Annotated in this window: 14 protein-coding genes; 5 read left to right on the top strand and 9 right to left on the bottom strand. The window is 65.4% G+C overall.

The window, feature by feature from the left end; translation table 11 throughout:
- Positions 1-74: 74 nt before the first annotated feature.
- The 6 genes from FHW85_RS00310 to FHW85_RS00285 form a co-directional block, all read right to left on the bottom strand.
- Positions 75-2,447, bottom strand: coding sequence for a GH92 family glycosyl hydrolase (locus FHW85_RS00310; protein WP_246866595.1), 2,373 nt, complete (start codon positions 2,445-2,447; stop codon positions 75-77).
- Positions 2,448-2,508: 61 nt separating this feature from the next.
- Positions 2,509-5,637, bottom strand: coding sequence for a TonB-dependent receptor (locus FHW85_RS00305; protein ID WP_246866594.1), 3,129 nt, complete (start codon positions 5,635-5,637; stop codon positions 2,509-2,511).
- 457 nt (positions 5,638-6,094) lie between these two features.
- Positions 6,095-6,733: a glutathione S-transferase family protein gene (locus FHW85_RS00300; RefSeq protein WP_168646937.1), complete on the bottom strand. Its 639-nt coding sequence runs from the start codon at positions 6,731-6,733 to the stop codon at positions 6,095-6,097.
- A 95-nt stretch (positions 6,734-6,828) separates the two neighbouring features.
- Positions 6,829-8,037: an autotransporter domain-containing protein gene (locus tag FHW85_RS00295; protein ID WP_168646936.1), complete on the bottom strand. Its 1,209-nt coding sequence runs from the start codon at positions 8,035-8,037 to the stop codon at positions 6,829-6,831.
- A 214-nt stretch (positions 8,038-8,251) separates the two neighbouring features.
- Complete coding sequence (locus tag FHW85_RS00290) at positions 8,252-8,635, bottom strand: YciI family protein (protein WP_168646935.1); 384 nt, start codon at positions 8,633-8,635, stop codon at positions 8,252-8,254.
- Positions 8,636-8,778: 143 nt separating this feature from the next.
- Positions 8,779-9,210 (bottom strand): RcnB family protein, encoded by a 432-nt coding sequence (locus FHW85_RS00285; protein ID WP_168646934.1) that lies wholly within the window; start codon positions 9,208-9,210, stop codon positions 8,779-8,781.
- Between the two features lie 413 nt (positions 9,211-9,623).
- On the opposite strand from FHW85_RS00285, the gene FHW85_RS00280 reads away from it, so the two are divergent.
- Positions 9,624-10,349 (top strand): hypothetical protein, encoded by a 726-nt coding sequence (locus tag FHW85_RS00280; protein ID WP_168646933.1) that lies wholly within the window; start codon positions 9,624-9,626, stop codon positions 10,347-10,349.
- A gap of 76 nt (positions 10,350-10,425) precedes the next feature.
- Complete coding sequence (locus FHW85_RS00275; protein ID WP_168646932.1) at positions 10,426-11,271, top strand: transporter; 846 nt, start codon at positions 10,426-10,428, stop codon at positions 11,269-11,271.
- A 56-nt stretch (positions 11,272-11,327) separates the two neighbouring features.
- Here the strand turns inward: FHW85_RS00275 and FHW85_RS00270 are convergent, their stop codons facing one another.
- From FHW85_RS00270 to FHW85_RS00260, 3 genes are all read right to left on the bottom strand, one after another.
- The gene (locus tag FHW85_RS00270; RefSeq protein WP_168646931.1) at positions 11,328-12,029 is read right to left on the bottom strand and encodes a DUF4440 domain-containing protein; all 702 of its coding nucleotides are present in this window, start codon (positions 12,027-12,029) and stop codon (positions 11,328-11,330) included.
- Complete coding sequence (locus FHW85_RS00265; RefSeq protein WP_210427668.1) at positions 12,026-12,766, bottom strand: AraC family transcriptional regulator; 741 nt, start codon at positions 12,764-12,766, stop codon at positions 12,026-12,028. Before FHW85_RS00265 ends, FHW85_RS00270 begins: the two co-directional genes overlap by 4 nt.
- A gap of 107 nt (positions 12,767-12,873) precedes the next feature.
- A complete protein-coding gene (locus tag FHW85_RS00260) occupies positions 12,874-13,374 on the bottom strand; it encodes a hypothetical protein (protein ID WP_168646930.1) in 501 nt (166 codons plus the stop codon).
- 146 nt (positions 13,375-13,520) lie between these two features.
- Between FHW85_RS00260 and FHW85_RS22530 the strand changes: the two genes are divergently transcribed.
- The 3 genes from FHW85_RS22530 (at position 13,521) to FHW85_RS00245 (ending at position 16,266) form a co-directional block, all read left to right on the top strand.
- On the top strand, positions 13,521-14,633 hold the full coding sequence (locus FHW85_RS22530) for a histidine kinase (RefSeq protein WP_168646929.1): 1,113 nt from the start codon (positions 13,521-13,523) through the stop codon (positions 14,631-14,633).
- On the top strand, positions 14,630-15,391 hold the full coding sequence (locus FHW85_RS00250; protein WP_168646928.1) for a LytTR family DNA-binding domain-containing protein: 762 nt from the start codon (positions 14,630-14,632) through the stop codon (positions 15,389-15,391). The genes FHW85_RS22530 and FHW85_RS00250 overlap by 4 nt, the downstream gene beginning before the upstream one ends.
- 296 nt (positions 15,392-15,687) lie before the next feature.
- Positions 15,688-16,266 (top strand): hypothetical protein, encoded by a 579-nt coding sequence (locus FHW85_RS00245; protein WP_167253944.1) that lies wholly within the window; start codon positions 15,688-15,690, stop codon positions 16,264-16,266.
- Positions 16,267-16,387 lie beyond the last annotated feature (121 nt).

Here is a 16,387-nt window from a genome sequence, read left to right as displayed (position 1 = left end):
AGGGGCACATGCACGAAGCCTTAGTCGCAGCTTGGCGCTGCCTCCCTGGAATTCGAATAACCAGTAATCCGGCTTCAGTGCGCGGCGGTCATCGACGCCGGTGCATCGCCCGGATCCGCACCCCACGCCTTGTTCGGCTCCGGCCCCATCTGGAGTTCCAGCGTCGCGCCGCCAGCGATGTCGGCATGGCTGAACCATGGTTTGTTCCATGGCTTGCCATTGAGCGTCGCGGACTGGATATAAATATTCTTCGCCGAGTTATTGCGCGCGACGATCTCGAACGATTTGCCATTGCCCATGCGCAAACGCACCCGGTCGAAAATCGGACTGCCGATAATGTAATCGGGAGTCGCCGGATCGACCGGATAGAAACCCATCGCGCTCAGCGCATACCAGGACGAGGTCGAACCCTGGTCGTCCATGCCCGGATAGCCATAACCACTGGCGTCGCTGCCATAGAGATCTTCGAGAATGCGGCGCACCAGCGCCTGCGTCTTCCACGGCTGCCCGCTCCACGCATAGAGATAGGCGGCCTGCTGATCCGGCTGGTTGCCTTGCACGTATTGCCCGATCAGGCCGGTGCAATCGCGGCAGATACCCTTGGGCCGATAAGGCGTGGAGAAGAATGCGTCCAGCTTGGCATTGAATCCATCGCGTCCGCCGAGCAGTTCGATCAGGCCCTGCACGTCATGCGGCACCAGCCACAGCGTGGACCAACCCGACGCCTCCTTCATCATGAAGTTGTAGTACGGCTCGCCCGGATCGAATGGCGAAATCCACTGGCCGTCCTCGGTGCGTCCACGAACAAAACCCACCGAAGGATCGAATACGTTGCGATAGCTCGCGGCGCGGCGCATGAACATCTGCGCGTCTTCCGCCTTGCCCAGGCGCCTGGCGACATCGGCCAGCGCATGGTCGTCCCAGGCGTATTCCAGCGTGGTCGCCGCGCCGGCCTTGCCGCCGGCATAAGGCGGGCTGGGATTTCCCGGCGGAACGATATCGGAGATCCAGCCATTCTTGATGTACTCGGCCAGATAACCGCGCGGCCCGTTCGGGTCGGTGGCGTTCTTGCGCAGATACGCATAGGCGGAAGCGTAATCGAACGGAATGCCGCGCTGCCACGCGCCGTCGTAAAGAAAGACCGCATGGTCGCCATGGAACGAGGTGTTCATGTAGCCCCGCTCGCGCGCCATATCCAGCTCGGAACGCATGATGTCCTGCACCACCTTCGGTTCCAGCAGCATCAGCAGCACGATCTGGTTGCGGCCCGTATCCCAGAATGGCACGGGGCCGTAGCGGTCGTAGCCGGCGACCTGCACCTGGCCCTTGCTGTCGATGAAGCGCTCGCCCTTGCGCGCCACCAGGCGCGGGCTGGCAAACGAGTGGTACAGCGTCGAATAGAACAGCATGCGCTGCTTCGGCGTGCCGCCGGTGACTTCGACGCGCTCGAACAGCTGCGCCCAGGCTGCACGGGCCCGCGCATGGATCCCGTCGAAATCCCAGGCAGGATCTTCGGCACGCAACCGCTGCTCGGCTTCCTCGGCGCTGTGGCCATGCGCGATCTTTACCAGTACCTGCTCGCCGGCCTGGGTATCGAACGTGACGTAGGCGCCGGCATAGCTGCCGGAAATCTTGCGCCGGCCGGCTTCCACATCCTGCCCACCGATACCGTAACCCTCGTGCTCGCGGTTTGCATGGAAGCTGCCGAACGCCGCGAACGGCCGCGAGAACTCCGCCACGAACCAGGCGCCATTGGGGTCGCGCGACGCGCGGCCATCCGTGCTGACACCGCGGATCGTACGGTCGCCAACCACTTCCACCTCGCCGCCAGCGCGGCGCAGATTGATCACCACGTTGGACCGGCGGCTCGCCGGGAAGGTGAAGCGCATCAGCGTGGTCCGCTGCGTCGCCGTCAGCTCCGCCCTGGTGTGGAAGCTGGCCAGATCCACCGCGTAGTAGCCGGGCGACGCTCGCTCGCTGGCCTTGTCGTAATACGCTGGCGTGTAATCCGGCGGCACCGTCCAGTCGCCCACCACCGGCATGACCATCGGCGTGCCGCGCCCGCCATAGGTCGAACCGCCGCCGCCGGTGAAGCCGATCATCGTAGGGCGTCCATAGCCGTACGAAGTGGCCACGCCGGTCGGGTAACTGAGATCGACATTGATATTGACCGGCGCCGCTTCGGTCGAGCTTTGCGGCAGACTCGCGCCGGGCGAGGTCATGCCGGAATACAGCGGCTCGCCCGGAGGCGGCGCATTGCCGATCAGTTCCTGCCGGTCCAGCGGGGCGGTGCCGACCAGGGGATTGGCGATGTCCGCCGGCGCCGTGGCGGGAGCCGCATGCATGGAGTCCTGCGCCGGTGCGGCCATCGCTGAAGTCACCACCGCGAGCGCCGACAGCGCGGCCGCGACGGCACGATGGGGAAGGCGTGCCATGGAGGTATTCATGCGGTTTTCCCTCTGGAAAAGAACAGGGGCCGGGTGATGCACCCGGCCCCGTCGTTTCTGCTTACCGGTTGCTGTCTCCACCGAACTTGTAGGTCACGCCCAGGTAGTACTGCCGGCCCGGATACATCAACTGGACCAGGCGCGCGCGCGTGTCGCCACCGAGGTAGGTGTGCGGCGTGGCCTTGTTGAAGTTGATGATCGACGCGGTGACCATCAAGTGCTTGTTGATCTCGTAGTCGCCGTTCAGATCGATCTGGTGATACGGCTGCGCATAGATCGGCAAGCCCGCGGCCAGGCCCTGCATGGTGCGGCCCGTCCAGTTCTCGCTGGCGCGCAGCAGCAGGCCGTGCTTTTCGTAGAACAGCGAGATATTCGCCGCGTACTTCGCGCTGCCGATCAGCTCCGCCTTGCCCACCTGCGTGTCGCCCAGCGTCACCGCGGTTTCGTTGGTCTTGTTGAGCGTGTAGTTGGCGATATAGCCGAAGCCCGAGTCCCAGGTGTGCTGCGCGTAAAGCTCGATGCCCTTCGACGTGCCGGAGCGGCCGTTGGCATTGGTGCTGTACTGGCGGAAGTTGGTCTGGGTACCGCCTACGTTCACGTCGATGTTGTTGACGGTGACCGGGACGACGAAGTTCTTCACCTTCTTCTGGAACAGGTCGATGCCGACCACGCCGTGGGGGGCGTAGTACCACTCGCCGGCGAGATCGAACTGGGTGGCGGTGAAGGGTTTCAGCTCGGCGTTGGCGCCGGAGCCGTACCAGCCCGGCAGCGGCGCGCCGAATTGCTTGCGGTCGTTGTAGTAGTCCTGCGTGTTGTTGGTGAGCTGGCCGAGCTGCGCCAGGTCGGTGTAGTTGGCGCGTGCCAGCGCCTGCGAGCCGGCGGCGCGCAGGACGAACTGGTCGGCAATGGTCCAGGCGACGTTGAAGCTTGGCAGGAGCTTGTTGTAGCGCTTGTTGGTGGTCGAGTTGGTGAAGTTCTCCACCACCGCCACTTCGCGCGGCAGGTACTGGAAGTCGCCCGGCGCGCACTTGCCGCCGCCCGCGTTGATGCCCGAGGCCGGGCAGATCAGGATGTTGCCGCCGGCATCGTGGTAGTACACCGCGTTGTTGGTGGTGACCTGGTTGGCGACCGTGAGGTCCTGCTTGGTGGAGACGAAGCGCAGGCCGACGTTGCCGCGGATGGTGCCCGTGTCGAAGTTCGCCTGCACGTAGGCGGCGGCGATCTTCTCGCCGATCGACGACTTGTTCTGCGGCTTGTTGTAGATCACCCGGTCGTAGGTCGAATTGAGATGGTTGTAGTACGCCGGGAAATTGATCGCCGGGAAGATGCTGTCCTCGTAGGCATGGTTCGCGCCGTTGAGGTAATTGGGCAGGAGGAAGCTCGCCGGCAGCTGGCCCGCGGTCGGATCGCAGGTCTGGAACTGCGAGGTGGTGCCTTTGCAGTACCAGCGCACCTCGTTGCTCTGCTGTTCGGCATTGGCATCGCTGTACTTGGCGCCGAACTGCAGCGACTGCAGCCACGACGACTCGAACGCCCAGGTGAAGTCCGCCTGCGCGAAGTTCTGCGAGGTGCGGGTATTGACCATGTTGGAGCCGGTCGAACCCAGGTCGACCTGGCCCGCGCCGGCCAGCATGTTCTGCAGTACCGACTGGTCGGCGACGATGCCCGGCTTGCCGCTGAAGGTCCAGGCCGCGCCGGTGCTGCCGTCCACCCACTGGCCGTTCACGAAATTGCGCGGCTTGGCCGCCATGCCCAGTTCGATGGAGGGGCCGCCCTTGGCCCAGGTCCGGCCGACGTTGAACGAGCCGCTGAGGCTGCCGCCGTTATCCCATTCGCCTTCCAGGTTGAGAGTCTGCGAGGTGGCCTTCTCGACGGAGTAATTGCCGTTGAGCCACGGGATTTCCGTCGAGCACACGTCCACCGCCTGGCGGGCGGCGCCGGTGACCGGGTTCACCGCGGCATTGCATCCGACGCCCGCCGGCGGCAACACGTAGTTCGCCCCCGTGACGATCGTGCCGGACTTGTCGAAGGTCAGGCCGTTGGGCGCGAGCAGGCGGCCGTTCTGGTCGGCGTAGTTGCTGTTGTTGGGCAGGCCCCACTCGGGAATTTCCAGGGTGTTGGTGATCTGCGTCTGCTGGCGCTGGAAGCGGAAGTAGTTGCCGGTCAGCAGGAAGTGGTCGCTCGGCTTGAACTGCATCGTGGCCTGGGCGCCCTTGGTCTTCAGGGTCAGGTCGTTGCGGCTGGTGGCGAACTGCTGCGGCATCCAGAAGCCGTTGGAGACGTGCCCGGCCTGGTCGACGACGCCATTGCCCCACAGGTCGATGTTGTTGTTGACCGCGGACGGATACGGCCTGCCGTTGACGTTCACCGGCGGCTGGGTGCAGGTGGTGTGGTCCGTGCAGTTGTCCGACCACCAGTGCCAGCTGGTGGCATCGGCTTCGTAGGTGGTCGCCTGGCGCTTCTGGTAGGAGCCCGCGACGAGGACGCCGAAGGTTTCGTCCTTGTTCTTCCACGACCACAGCGCGGAGACCTGCGGTTCCGTCTTCGAGCTGGTGTCGGAGCTGGCGGCGGTGCCGGAGATGAAGCCTTCGTTCGCCGCCATCTCCAGCGGACGGCGCGTGCGCAGGTCGACGTTGCCGCCGATGCCGCCTTCGTCCAGGCGCGCTTCAAGGCTCTTGTAGAGCTTGATGTCCGCGAACATGTTGGCCGGGAACAAGGTGTAGTTGAACGAACGCGAGAGGCCCGCCGAGGTGTCGGCCGACGCCACGTAGTTGCCGTTCAACTGGGTCAGCGTCAGCTCGGGCGCGAGGCCGCGGATGCTGACGGTCTTGCCTTCGCCCGACTCGCGGCTGATCACCACGCCGGGTACGTGCGCCAGGGCATCGGCGATGTTCTTGGCCGGGAACTGCGCGATGTTCTGCGCATTGATCACTTCGACGATGGAATTGGAATCACGCTTGTCCTGCATGTTCTGGTCGACCGACTGGCGGAAGCTGGTGACCACGACCGTCTGCAAGGTGGTGGGGTTGCGGTTGTCCCCATTCTTGTCCTTGCCGGTTTTCTTCTCGTCGGTACTGCTGGATTGCGCGCCGTCGGCGGCCTGTTGCGGTTGCGCCGCCGGTGTGGCGGCAGGCGTCGCGGCAGCTGCGGCCGGCTGTGTGGCGAAGGCTGCCGTGGGTGCGTTGCCCATGGCTAAAGTGGCTAAAGCGAGTGCGATGTACAGCGGTTTGCGAGTGAACACATGCGACTGGTAAGTCATTGCTCTCCCCTACATGGTGCGCGCCGTTTTGCATCGGCGCGGATATCCCCCGTTCGATCACGTGCTGCGGATGCGCGTCTGCCCTCCTCTGTCATTGGATCGATTGAAACTAACGGCTCCGGAAAATCGTCAGTTCTGTCGTCTCCGCGGCATGAACCGAATCACGCTTTATTTGGATCGATCTAAATCCCCGGGCGCCAATTAAGGCGCTGAACGGGCGAGCTGTCACGCTGCGTCGCAAAAAGTTGAGTGGGAAGCCCCAGGGGTTTCAGGCGGCTAGATGGCCGCCGGAGAAAAACTCTTGGCCCATCATTCCGGCGCAGGCCGGAACGACGCTGTCTCGCGTTGCGCCAGGTTGGCGGTATGGAGAGTGGCGGATCACCACGATTCAAGCCGCATTGATCGCCAACTGCGCCGCGAACGCCCGCTGATACGCCGGCCGTGCCTCGCCCTGCGCGACATAGGCCGCCAGACTCGCAAACTCATCCAGCATCCCCGACGGCCTCAGCCTCAACAACACCGACACCATCAACAGATCGCCCGCGCTGAATGCGCCATCGAGCCATTCCGCATCGCCCAGGCGGGCGGCCAGCTGATGCAGCCGCTGGCGGATGCGCTCCTGCACCAGGGGCGTGCGCTCCTTGGACCAGGGCTTGTCGCCTTCGATGATCCTGACGGTGACCAGATCCAGGATCGGCGGCTCCACCGAATTGAGCGCGGCGAACATCCAGGTGATCGCACGCGCCCTCGCATGCGCATCGCGCGGCAGCAGCTGCGCATGGTGCTCGGCGATATGGAACACGATCGAACCGGTTTCGAACAAAGCCAGCCCGTCTTCCTCATAGGTGGGAATCTGGCCGAACGGATGCAGCCGCAGATGCGCCGGCTCCTTCATCGCCTTCGGTGAAACCAGGCGCACCTCGTACGGCAGTCCCGCTTCCTCCAGCGCCCAGCGGACACGCGTATCGCGCGCCAGTCCCTTGCCGCCGTCGGGCGACTTCTCGAATGCGGTAATGGTGATGCTCATGGTTGGCTTCCTCCGTGCAAAGGTTGTAGTGAGCGCCCCCTGCACGTGGTGCCTAAGGGCGATGGTCGTCCGGCCACCGCCCTTAGGCACACGCCTCAGAAGCGCACCGACATCGCTGCTGTTACGTTCTGATCCACCAGGCGCTGGCTGCCGGCCTGGCCGGTATAGCTCAGCGAGAACACGGCGTCCGGCGCCAGCGTGAAATCCAGGCCGGCATCGAGCACGCCGACGTTGCGGCTCACCACCAGCCCGTGCAGGTCATACGCGCTGCCGCCCGCGCGGAAGACCAAGGCGTGGTTGACGTCCACATCGCCCGTGGCGTGGCGCCAGGCCAGGCCGGCACGTGCATTCACCGCCACCGTGCCGAGCTGGAAACTGTCCGCCACGAAATGCACGCCGAGCGTGGAGTACGTCACGTCCGCGTCGTGGCTGCCGCCGGCCAGCGCCGCGGCGCCGCCGGATTCGCGGAACGACTCGAAGTTCTGCCGCACCTGGGCCAGCTGCAGATACGGCTGCAAGGTGCTGCCGCCCCAATGCACGCCGTAGCCGAGTTCGCCGAAGACCTGCGCGGTATGGCCGTAGTAATCCGTGCCGAGGTGCGCCGCGGCGAGCCCGGGCACCTGCACGAAGCGGTCGGTGGCGATGTCGTGGCGCACGTACGCCGCGCCCAGCTTGAGCGTGAACGCACCCCACTGCGTGCCCGCATACGCGCCGTAGGTGGTGTCGTGCGTGGTGGCGGTGGAGTCGCGGCTGTCGGCGTCGATGCGCGCATGGTCGTAGCCGAACAGCAGGCCGACGCGCCAGCGGTTGTTGAAGATCAGCGTATCGACGCCGCCCATCACGCCGCCCATGTCGCGCGAGATGGCGCCGGCATTGCCGTTGTTGCCCTGGTGGCTCCAGCCGCCGGCGGCCTGCGCCCACAGATGGCTGCCGTCGGCGCAGCCGGCCGCGCAGGAAAGCCGTGCAAAAGCCGCGTCCCGGGCGAAATGGCTGTCCTCGATCATCTGCGTGCCGACCGCGGCGTGGATCTCGCCGGAGAGGCGATCGTAGGCAGCGCCGGCTGCGGCGGGATCGGCAGGCCATTGGCTTTGCAGCGAAGTGCGCAAGGCGCTGCGTGCGGGCAGCGATTGCAAGGCCTTCGCCACCGCCACCTGGTTGGACGAACCGGCAGCGACGAAAGGCTGGCTCTGCGCGAAGGCGGCGGTCAACGGCGCGGCGGCCAGTGCGGCGCCGATGGCCAGCACGTGGCGGATGCGCCGGGCGCCAGCCCGCGGCGCGCCGGGATTACGGTTGCAGATATTCATGCAAAGCTCTCGATGATCGCCACCGGGCGTGGCAACCACCGAGTATCTGCATCGCCTTGCAAATTTATGTGTGCATGGGGCCGATACGATCGCGCTTCGTGCAATGGCACACACTCGCGGTTTCAGAGCGGTACATACATGGCTGCAGCGATACCGCGCCCCATGCCGATTTGGCCCGGGGCGATCGCAACCCATAGGCACATACCTGAACATGTCAGGCATCCGCACCCAGGCCGAGATCGTCCATCTCGTACAAGGGCCGGATCTCGATCTCGCTCGGCCCCGGCATCGGATTGGGGCAGCGCTTCACCCACGCCACCGCTTCGTCCATGTCCTTCACCTGCCATAGCCAGAAACCGGCCACCAGCTCCTTGGTCTCGGCGAATGGCCCATCGATGACCAGGCGGCCCGCGCCGTCGAAGGCCACGCGCTTGCCGTCCGAGGAAGGCCTGAGGCCATCGCCGGACAGCATGATGCCGGCCTTGGCCAGCTCATCGTTGTAGCGGTCCATCGCCTCGAGCATCCGCATGTTCCAGGCCGTGGGCTTGAAGCCCTGCTCGCTGTCTTCGGTCGCCTTGACCAGCACCATCACGCGCATCGCCGTTCTCCGGTTCGGGCCGAATGGATCGGCCTCTTAGGGAAACGACGAATGGGTATCGCGAAAATCGACACCGCCGGAGAAACTTTTTTGGGCGGTGCGCGGCGCGCCGGAGCAAGCTCTCCGCGGCGCGCCGATCGGGATCAAAGCCCGGTGGCGATATCGATCACCACGCCGCTGGAAATCAGCGTCAGATAGAACTGGCCTTCATCGGCGCGTACCCAGCGATAGCCAGGTTCCGGGCGGCGCAGGTGATAGCGCTCGTAGTCGGTGATGTAATACGTGCGGCTGTAGTAGCGATCCGGCAGGCGCTCGCCCCGCTTGTACCAGCCAAGATGCCTGCCGTTGTCATGGCGCCCCTCGTTCTTGGGGTTGTGGCCGCGGCCGGGACCATCGTCGTCCCACTGCTGACTGTTGCCGTTACCGTTACCGTTGCCGTTGCCGTTGCCATTGCCATTGCCATTGCCATTGCCATGACCGCGACCGTGGCCATGACCGTCCTGCGGAGACGCCAGAGCAAGTGCGCTGCCGCCAAGCAGGACCGCCGCGATGGCCAGAGAGAAAAAGCGCTTCATATTGGCTTCCCCGAAAAAGTGGATGGGACATGCATGGCCTTCGATGACCGCGCGCCACGTTAGCTCGCGCCATGCCACAACGCAAAAATATGCGCCGGATATCAGCCATCCGAAACACTGAATCGCTTTCCCTGAAGAAAGCTTGATGCAAGGAAAAACCCTTGTTTCCGTGATGGAAAACACATCGTGATCCGACGTTTAACTCGCAGCTGAAGCATTTCCGTCAGATCGCTGAACTTTATGCGCGCGCATTCTTTTTTTATTTCCTTCACTCGGACAGTATCCGCCGCCGAGGCCATGGAGCACGCAATGCTGCTGCGATGCCACATGAAAGGTGCGGAGTGCATCGGCCGCGTTTGCAGCGGTACCTCGCGGGGAACCCATCAAACCCACATGCGTTGCCAGGGCGAATCATGAAAAAACATTTCCTCGCGTTTTCCGTATTGAGTGCGGCCATCGGCCTCGGCGTCGCCGGAGGCGCGACCGCGCAGGCGGCCGCACCGACGACGACGACGACGACCACGACCACCACCACGGTGGAATCCACCCGCATCAGCACGTCCTACACCAGCTTCGCCGGCTCTGCCGGCAACGCCAACGCGCTGGTCACCGGCCTGCGCGGCGGCACGTCGGTAGTGCTGGTGACGCCGGCCACGGCGACCACGCCGGCCGTGCAGACCACCTTTACGCCGGCCACCGGTCCGATGGGCTGGGGCAACGTCAATATCGCGCTGGCGCTGGCCCAGGCCGAACTGACCAAGGCCGGCATTGCCAATCCGACGGCAGCCGATCTGCAAGCCGCGCTCAACGGCGGCACCATCACCACCTCCACTGGCACCGTGCAGTTGTCCGGCGTGCTCGCCGCGCGTGCGTCCGGCGAAGGCTGGGGACAGATCGCCAAGTCGCTCGGCTTCAAGGTCGGCGAGGTGATGGGCCAGGCCAAGGCGCACGGCCCGCTGCCATCGACCGCCGACATCGAGCACGGCCCGAAGGCGGACAAGGTCGCTAAGGCCGACAAGGCTGACAAAGCCGACAAGGTGGCGAAGGCCGATCGTCCCGACAAGCCCGACCGCCCGGCCAAGGCCGATCGCCCGGACAAGCCCGAGCGCCCCGACAAGCCGGAACACGGCGGCCGCTGAGCCTGCCCGATAACTACGCCAAGACGAGGAGGCCCGCGCAGGGCCTTCTTTTTGCTGCTGCCCCAAGGAAATGAACATGAAGCTGAAGAATGCAAGCACGCTCGCCGCCCTCGGCGTGCTGGGCCTGATGGCCCAGGCGGCGCACGCCGAAGACGCGCCCACCGTGAAAATCGGCGCCGGCGTCGACTACACCTCCGGCAAGTACGGCACTTCCGAAACCACCGACATCACCCAGGTGCCGGTTTCGTTCGGCTACGACACCGGCGACTGGTCGCTGAAGCTGGTCGTGCCATACATCCGCGTGTCCGGTCCGGACAATGTGATCCCGGGCGTAGGCCCGGTGAAGAACGGCAATCCGAATGGCCGCGGCAAGGGCAAAGGCAAGGGGCAATCGGGCGGCACCACGACGACCACCGCCGACACCACCACCACGGGCTCGGCGTCGGGCCTGGGCGATGTCATTGCATCGGCCACGTACTCGGCCTACCGCAACGATGCCGCCAACTTCGGCATCGATGTCACCGGCAAGGTGAAGTTCGGCACGGCTGACGAAGACAAGGGCCTGGGCACCGGCAAGAACGACTACACGGCAGCGGTGGATCTGTACAAGGGCTTCGGCCGCTGGACCGTGTTCGGCGGCGCCAGCTACACCTGGCTGGGCAGCTCCGAGTACATCCGCCTGAACAACGTGTTCGGTGCGAATGTCGGCCTGGGCTACAAGATCGACAACCAGAGCAGCATCGGCGCGTACTACGACTACCGCGAGAAAGCCGCCAGCACGAGCTTCTCGCGTAGCGAAGTGACCGGCTACTACTCGTACAAGTTCGCCAGCCAGTGGAAGGCGCAGGTGTATGCCAGCAAGGGCTTCACCGACGGCAGTCCGGACTGGGGCGTGGGTGCTTCGGTGGCGTACTCGTTCTAAGCGGCAGCGCGGCTTCCCGCCATGGGAAGCCGCGCTGGATTTCCTGAAGCACCGGGCTAAGGCAGCCGGGTCCAGATCACATCGTGCCCTTCGCGCCGCGCGGCGAAGGCGGCGATGGCGCCGCGCCCATCGCGCTGGAATACCAGGCGCTTGCGCGGTTGCCCTTTGAGAAACAACACATCGGTGGCTTCGGCCAGCAGCGGCTGCAGCGGTCCACCTTCGGCGCCGCCCATCAGCTTGCCGTCCTGGATACGCACCACGTAGCGCAGGTCCGGCGCTGCCTGGTAGCGGCCCGTGTACTCGGCGAGTTTTGCCGCCGGCAACGCGATCGCCGGTGGATCGTCGTTGACCACATAGACGTGCGCGGAAGCCAGCTTCCACTCGTTCCGTTCGAGCCGCCAGGTTTCGGTCATCAGGTAATGCGCCAGCAGCGCCTGGCCGTGGAACATCTCGCGCTCTTCGTCCCGGTGGATGACGAAAGCGCTGTCGCCATGCCGTTGCACGCGGTAATCGGTGATCGCAATGGAACCGCTGACACCATGCGGCAGCGGCACCAGCGAGGTCAGGAAGGCCTGGCGGTCCATGATCGTGCCGTTCTCGTCGACGTAGATGGCGTCGTCCGCCAGCGTGCGTTCCCACAGCGCACGGTCGCCGGGGGCGATGGCGTCCAGCAGCGCCTGGTCCTTCGCTCGCAGCGTGGTTTCGAGCGGAGCATCGGCGGGGCCGGCCAGGGCAAGAGCGAGCAGAAGAGTGATCATTCCGGCAGCTTGGCGCCGCCGTTCGCGCGTGTCTTGAACGAATGTGACCTGGCGCGCCAGGCCGTCGGCGTGGCGCCGGTCAGGCGTGTTATGGCACGCGTCATGTGCGCCTGGTCGGCAAAACCGCAATCGGCGGCGATCTCCGCCAGCGGCTTGCATTCGCCGGTGATGCGCAGCCATGCGGCGCGTGCGCGCGCATCGGCGCGGAAGCCGCTGGGCGATACGCCGTACAGGCGGGCGAAGCCGCGCGACACCGTCTCGCGCGCAAGGCCCATGTGCTCGGCCCATGCGTTGATCTGCGGCGCATCGGTTTGCATCAAGGCAGCGGCGAGGACGTCGGCGGGGTCTTCCATCAGCGCTGGCCGCATGGGCCTGTACGCAAGCTGCTCGCGCAGGGCCACGGCCGCTTCCACCACGTCGCGCTCGGCCAGGCGCGCCAGCATGTCCACGTCGCAGCCGGCATGGACGCCGCCGCATCCCGCGTCGCGCGGCCAGGCAAGGCGCAGCACGGTCAGTCCGGCGCTGAGCATGCGGTCGGCATGGCAATCGAGCGTAGGCTGCACCAGGACGTCGCCTGCCGCGACGCGCATGCGCCCGGCGTAGCCCGATTGCTCGAAGCGGCCGCGCAACAGCACGGTGGCGTAGGCTTCGTAGTGCTGGTGCCGGGGCGGCGCATAGCCGGGCGCGAGACGCTCGATGCCGCGCCGTGCCATGCGAAAGCCGTGTGGGGTCGCCATGCGTCGCACCTCGCGCGTTCTAGCCGCTCTATAGCAACGGTGGCGTGCGGCTGGAAGTGCGGGTCGTCGTGGGGCGCGGCGGCCAGGCCTGACTCGCGCGCGCCGTATCAACCATCCATCGCCATGGCGACCTTCCGCAGCAGCGGCTGCCTGTCGCGCGCGGCCAGCAGCGCGATCGGAATACCCACCAGCACGATATGGCTGAACCATTGTTCGCCCAGGCTGACCATGCTCACGCGCTGCAGGATCGCCGGCCAGCGCAGCGGCAGAACGATCAGGTACATCACGCACCACAGGCCCAGGCCATAGAGGCTGCCCGCGATGAAAGGATGCCGCACGGCCCACTCCCGCCGGCGCGCCAGCGTCACATAGACCCAGACCATCACGCTCATGATGGCGAAATGCAGCAGCACGCCCGCCAGCATGCCCGCCAGACCCGCGTTGCGCGCCCCGGGCCAGATGCCGGAGGCGATGGCGAACAGCACGCCGAGCGGCGGGCGGCCTTCGAGCATGGCATAGACGAAGGCCGAACCCAGGTCCAGGAAACCGGCGATCAAGGTCGCCTTGATGATGAGCCGCTTCGACTCGTTGTATGCATCGTTCGCCATCGTGTGCTCCCGCATTCCAGGCCAGACTCCTCGCTGGAGTCGGCCGGCAGGCTAGCAACCGTGCCGGCGGTGCAGTTGCGCTTTTCGGCGAACGGACCGCTTGCGGCCGTCAACCGGTACGCGGATGGCTTCCACGCATACCTGGCGTGGCGCAAACTCTGCTGCCCATGACGGAATCCATCGATCCCAGGCAGCGCCCCCGGTTCTGGCTGATCCACTTCGGTGGCTGGCTGGGCTATGGCGTGGTCAGTGCGCTGGGCGCGCTGCCCTATCGCAATGTTTTCCCGGTGCTGATGTATTTCCTCGGCACCACGGCGATGGCATTTCTGTGCAGCCCGGCCATCCTCGCCATCAGCCATCGGCTGGCGGTGGCGAAGGCTTCATGGCCGCGCACCTTCGGCATCGTCATCGCCTGCGCCTATACGATGGGCATCGTGTGCTCGACCACCGGCGCCGCGCTGGAAACGGCATTCGGCCATCCGCCGCCGGAGTCGGCGCATTGGTATGCGGTGGCCTTCGTCGGCTTCGCCAATGCCTTCAGCCCTACGCTGATGCTGGTAGCGTGGGCCGCGCTTTATCGCGGTGCCTGGCATTGGCAGGAAGCGCAGCAGCGCGAGCGCCAGTGGCTGCTCGCCGAAACGCTGGCGCGCGACGCGGAGCTGAAGGCATTGCGCTACCAGATCACGCCGCACTTTCTGTTCAACACGCTCAATGGCGTGTCCACCCTGGTCGGCGAAGGCGAAACCAGTGCGGCGCGGCGCATGATCGCGCTGCTGGCGGACTTCCTGCGTTCGACCCTGGAGCCCACGCGGCAAGGCGACGTGAGCATGGCCAAAGAACTGACCCAGGTGAAGCAGTACATCGAGATCGAGCAGATCCGCCTCGGCGCGCGCCTGGCCGCTACGGTGCAGTGCGATGCAGGCGTGCTGGATACGCCGGTGCCGCACCTGCTGCTGCAACCGCTGGTGGAGAACGCGATCCGCCATGGCATCGCGCCGTTCGCCGAAGGTGGCAGCTTGTCGCTCACCGTGACGGGAGATGGCGAGGTCGTGCGCATCCTTATCCGCAATCGTGCCGAGGGCATGCTGAGCAAGCGTCCGGAAGGCGGCGGACTGGGATTGGCGAACACACGTGCCCGGCTTGCCGCGCGGTACGGCAATCGCTGTCGCTTCGCCGCGCAAGGCACGCCGGATGGTGGCTGGGAAACGCTTATCGAGATCCCGCGGCTTGCGGGCGCTGCTGCAGGTCCGGCGGCATGATCCGCGTGCTTGTCGTCGATGACGAACCGCTGGCGCGCCGCGGCGTGCGGGTGTGCCTGCGGCGGGCGCACGACGTCGAGATCGTCGGCGAAGCCGACTCCGGCGAGACCGCGCTGGAGCGGATTGCCGCCCTGCGCCCGGACCTGCTCTTTCTCGACGTGCAGATGCCCGGCATGGATGGCTTCGGGATGTTGTCGAAGCTTGATCCTGCCGAGCTGCCGCTGGTGATTTTCCTGACCGCCTACGATGCCTATGCGCTGGAAGCGTTCCGCGTGCATGCGCTGGACTATCTGATGAAGCCGATCGACGACGACCGCTTCGACGAAGCGCTGCGGATCGCTCGGCACCGCCTGCACGAGCAACGGGCCGGCGAGCAGGTCGACAAGCTGCTGCGCCTGTTGCATGCCGGCGCGTCGCCCGGCGGTGCATGGCTGACCCGCTTCGAGGCCAGGCAGGGCGGCCGGACGCTGTGGATACCCGTGGACGAGGTCGACTGGATCGAGGCCAGCGGCGATTACGTGATCCTGCACTGCGGCCCGCGCATGCACATGCTGCATGCGCGCATGGATGGGATCGAGCAGCGTCTCGATCCTGCGCGCTTCGCACGCATCCACCGCTCGGCCATCGTCGCGCTCGAGCGCGTGCGCAGGTTCGCCCTGCTGCCGACGCGCGACGCCTTGCTCACGCTGGCCGACGGCACCGAGCTGCGGGTGAGCCGGCGGTTCCGGCATCGGTTGCGGTTGGACAGCATGGGATGACTGGACGCTCCCGCTGAAGCGACCGCGCTCACGCCGACGTCTTCGTCACTTGGCAAGCAGCCCGTTTTCACACCCGGTTCGCGGAATGCCGCAGCACCCATGGCGCGATGCGCGCAGGTAATTCCATTTGCAGTATTAACAGCGGGCCGCCCGGATCGGACGATTTATATCCGCATGGTCGACCGGCCATTGGCGGCACAAGCTTGCATGTGTTTCTCAATAACCGCTGCGGACCCGCCGGAGCGCCCGCGATCCGCACGCTTCCTTCCGCCACGGCGCGCCAGAAGGAGATCGCCATGTTCATAAGCACCCTTTCGTCCCGGGCATGGCTCGGGCTTCGCCTGGCACCGATCGTCATTGCCTGGCTTGCGGTCATCCTGGTGTTATCGACACCCGTGCGGGCCCAAGCCGCCAACCTGGTCAGCTGCACCGGTACGGAGACCGTGAGCTTTGCGCCCGGCCTGACAAATACGCCGCACCCGCTGACCGTCACCACGGCGGACAACTTTCCGGTATGCATTCATGCCTCGGCCCCGATCTTGATGCCCGCCACGGCCCAGGCGCAGATTTCGCGCACGGCCTCCTGCCTGGATCTGCTTGGCGGCGGCCCCGGTACGCGCGTGCTGCATTGGGCGAACGGCCAGACCAGCACCTACAGCTTCGTCAGCAGCGCCAATGTGGTGAACGGGAACATCGTCACCGTATCGACCGGCACGATTACCGATGGTCTCTATAAGGGCGCATCCGCCACCGGGAATGTCGTACTGACTCCGCTGCTGGCAAACGGCACCCTGAATTTGAACGACACCTGCAACTCGGCGCAAGGGATGATCAGCGCCAGCGGCACGTATATTTTCAATGTATTGCCACTCTAAGGGCGATCTGGCTTGAACGATGGACTTATGGTCCCGCGCCACGCTTATGCGGCGCGGGATCCGCAAAGCCAGTCGTGCCGCAAAGCGGTGGTGCATCGCGCCTGCCCGCCGATCCTCGTTG

It is taken from the genome of Dyella sp. SG609, assembly GCF_012275375.1.
Classification (GTDB): Bacteria; Pseudomonadota; Gammaproteobacteria; order Xanthomonadales; family Rhodanobacteraceae; genus Dyella_D; species Dyella_D marensis.
Note: the sequence above shows the minus strand (reverse complement) of the source record. Positions and strands in the feature narration are given on the sequence as shown.

Excerpts from the sequence above, each read along its gene's own strand:
- FHW85_RS00310 (WP_246866595.1), bottom strand. The coding sequence starts at position 2,447 with ATGAATACCTCCATGGCACGCCTTCCCCATCGTGCCGTCGCGGCCGCG.
- FHW85_RS00305 (WP_246866594.1), bottom strand. The coding sequence starts at position 5,637 with ATGGGCAACGCACCCACGGCAGCCTTCGCCACACAGCCGGCCGCAGCT.
- FHW85_RS00300 (WP_168646937.1), bottom strand. The coding sequence starts at position 6,733 with ATGAGCATCACCATTACCGCATTCGAGAAGTCGCCCGACGGCGGCAAG.
- FHW85_RS00295 (WP_168646936.1), bottom strand. The coding sequence starts at position 8,037 with ATGAATATCTGCAACCGTAATCCCGGCGCGCCGCGGGCTGGCGCCCGG.
- FHW85_RS00290 (WP_168646935.1), bottom strand. The coding sequence starts at position 8,635 with ATGCGCGTGATGGTGCTGGTCAAGGCGACCGAAGACAGCGAGCAGGGC.
- FHW85_RS00285 (WP_168646934.1), bottom strand. The coding sequence starts at position 9,210 with ATGAAGCGCTTTTTCTCTCTGGCCATCGCGGCGGTCCTGCTTGGCGGC.
- FHW85_RS00280 (WP_168646933.1), top strand. The coding sequence starts at position 9,624 with ATGAAAAAACATTTCCTCGCGTTTTCCGTATTGAGTGCGGCCATCGGC.
- FHW85_RS00275 (WP_168646932.1), top strand. The coding sequence starts at position 10,426 with ATGAAGCTGAAGAATGCAAGCACGCTCGCCGCCCTCGGCGTGCTGGGC.
- FHW85_RS00270 (WP_168646931.1), bottom strand. The coding sequence starts at position 12,029 with ATGATCACTCTTCTGCTCGCTCTTGCCCTGGCCGGCCCCGCCGATGCT.
- FHW85_RS00265 (WP_210427668.1), bottom strand. The coding sequence starts at position 12,766 with ATGGCGACCCCACACGGCTTTCGCATGGCACGGCGCGGCATCGAGCGT.
- FHW85_RS00260 (WP_168646930.1), bottom strand. The coding sequence starts at position 13,374 with ATGGCGAACGATGCATACAACGAGTCGAAGCGGCTCATCATCAAGGCG.
- FHW85_RS00250 (WP_168646928.1), top strand. The coding sequence starts at position 14,630 with ATGATCCGCGTGCTTGTCGTCGATGACGAACCGCTGGCGCGCCGCGGC.
- FHW85_RS00245 (WP_167253944.1), top strand. The coding sequence starts at position 15,688 with ATGTTCATAAGCACCCTTTCGTCCCGGGCATGGCTCGGGCTTCGCCTG.